Origin of the sequence: Sulfitobacter sp., from assembly GCF_041552635.1 — a bacterium.
In the GTDB taxonomy this organism is placed as follows: Bacteria; Pseudomonadota; Alphaproteobacteria; order Rhodobacterales; family Rhodobacteraceae; genus Sulfitobacter.
In genome coordinates, this window is record NZ_JBFEKM010000351.1 from 1 (window position 1) to 1576 (window position 1576).

Consider the following 1576-nt stretch of genomic DNA (forward strand, 5'->3'; position numbering starts at 1 on the left):
ATAGAAGAAAACGAGGGGGAACTGGACTAGGCCAGTTCTCCCTCGATCACTTTCTTCACCATTCGGTCGTCGATGATGCGATTTCCATTCTGTGCCGCAAATAAGAGGCAGTGCGTTGCCAATTTGTTGATTAGGCGCGATGCGCCACTCGAATAGCTGAACACTTCGTCAATCGCGGATTCGCTGAAAATGTCTCTTCCGACGCCCGCATACGCGAGGTGTTTGTTCATGTATTGTTCGGTCTCTGAACGGTCCAGATGGTGCAGCCGGAATTGGATATCAATCCGCTGGCGGATGGCCGCGAAAGACTGCATCTGAAGACGATCCCACAGTTCCGTCTGTCCGACCATGATGAGCGCCATCGGGCTCTGCGCATCCATTCGGAAATTCAAGAGGAATCGCACTTCCTCCAACATCTCCCGGTCGAGTAGATGAGCTTCATCTACCACACAGACAGGCGTCAGCTTGTGGATGCCTTTCATCAGTTCGATTTCCCGATGTAGTTGGCGTTTGGCATCGCCCCGGTAGAACTTGGATTCGAGCCCCAGCTGCTCCAACATGCCTTTGTAGAAATGACGCGGTGTCAATTTGGAGTCTGAAAGATAAAGCAGTTTAAAACGAGAAGGATCCAATTGATCGGTGAACCGCCGGATCGCGGTGGTCTTACCTAGTCCGCATTCTCCGGTCATCACCGCGAACAGTTGTCTTTCTGCGGCATAGTTCAGACGGCCGATGATTTCTTCCAGTTGATTCGATTCGTACAGTTCGGCAGTCGGGATGTCGCGTGAGAACGGGGTTGCCTTCATCTCAAAGAACGATTCAAACATGTTCTACACCACCCTTTCCGATGTTCCGGAAGCTTACGGCAGGAACACTCGGTGTGACGGCGGATGCCTTGCGGTCTGCGTTCACTTTTTTGGCACCTTGCAGAAGACGCGACGAACCGGCAGGTTCTTTCGTCATTTTCTCCGGCAGCGATGGCCGTTTTCCAGTCTTCTCCGTGATGACCATTTCCCGCGCTTTCCAGCTGTCATAGCCCGGAAAATCGACGATCAACTCGCGGGTGTCCTGCGGATCAAACGTAATTTCCACTTTGCAGCCGACAAAATTGAGGCCGACTTCATATTTTCGGTCTTGGAAACTGATGCAGCCGGATTTGTCGACCTTACGCGTCTCCGCGTGGAGAAAGGCATGGGCCAGCTCTTCTGCTGAAACTGAACGAATCAGTGTCGCTTCACTGCGAAATGCTTCGAACGGCGTCTTGCCGTTAAGCGCACTGTGCTCTTTGTGAACGTAGCGCTCTTTCACCCAGATATCCGCCCAGGCGTTCAGTTCATCGACGGTTTTTGGTTCTTCGAGCCTGACTTCCTGGAGGAACTCGTCAAAGGTTCGGTTGAACCGCTCGACTTTTCCGGTCGATTCCGGTGAGTAAGGGCGAGCGTAAAGAAGTCGGGTCCCGAGCTTTGAACAGGTCCGTGCCATCCATTTGTTGCGGTACTGTTTTCCGTTATCGAAGTAGACGCTTTCCGGCACCCCATGTTTCCGGATGGATTCGCGAAACGCATCTTCAACGCAA

Annotated in this window: 2 protein-coding genes; both read right to left on the reverse strand. The window is 52.5% G+C overall.

Features of this window, described 5'->3' with window-relative positions; genetic code table 11:
- Nucleotides 1-26: 26 nt before the first annotated feature.
- Nucleotides 27-827 carry an ExeA family protein gene (locus ABYT07_RS20985; RefSeq protein ID WP_372993932.1) on the reverse strand — a complete coding sequence of 267 codons (801 nt, stop codon included), beginning with the start codon at nucleotides 825-827 and terminating at the stop codon, nucleotides 27-29.
- Nucleotides 820-1576 (reverse strand): Mu transposase C-terminal domain-containing protein (locus tag ABYT07_RS20990; RefSeq protein ID WP_372993933.1); only part of this gene is annotated, 757 nt, incomplete at its 5' end. The genes ABYT07_RS20990 and ABYT07_RS20985, both read right to left, overlap by 8 nt.

Coding starts and splice junctions, on each gene's coding strand:
- ABYT07_RS20985 (WP_372993932.1), bottom strand. CDS start 827: ATGTTTGAATCGTTCTTTGAGATGAAGGCAACCCCGTTCTCACGCGAC.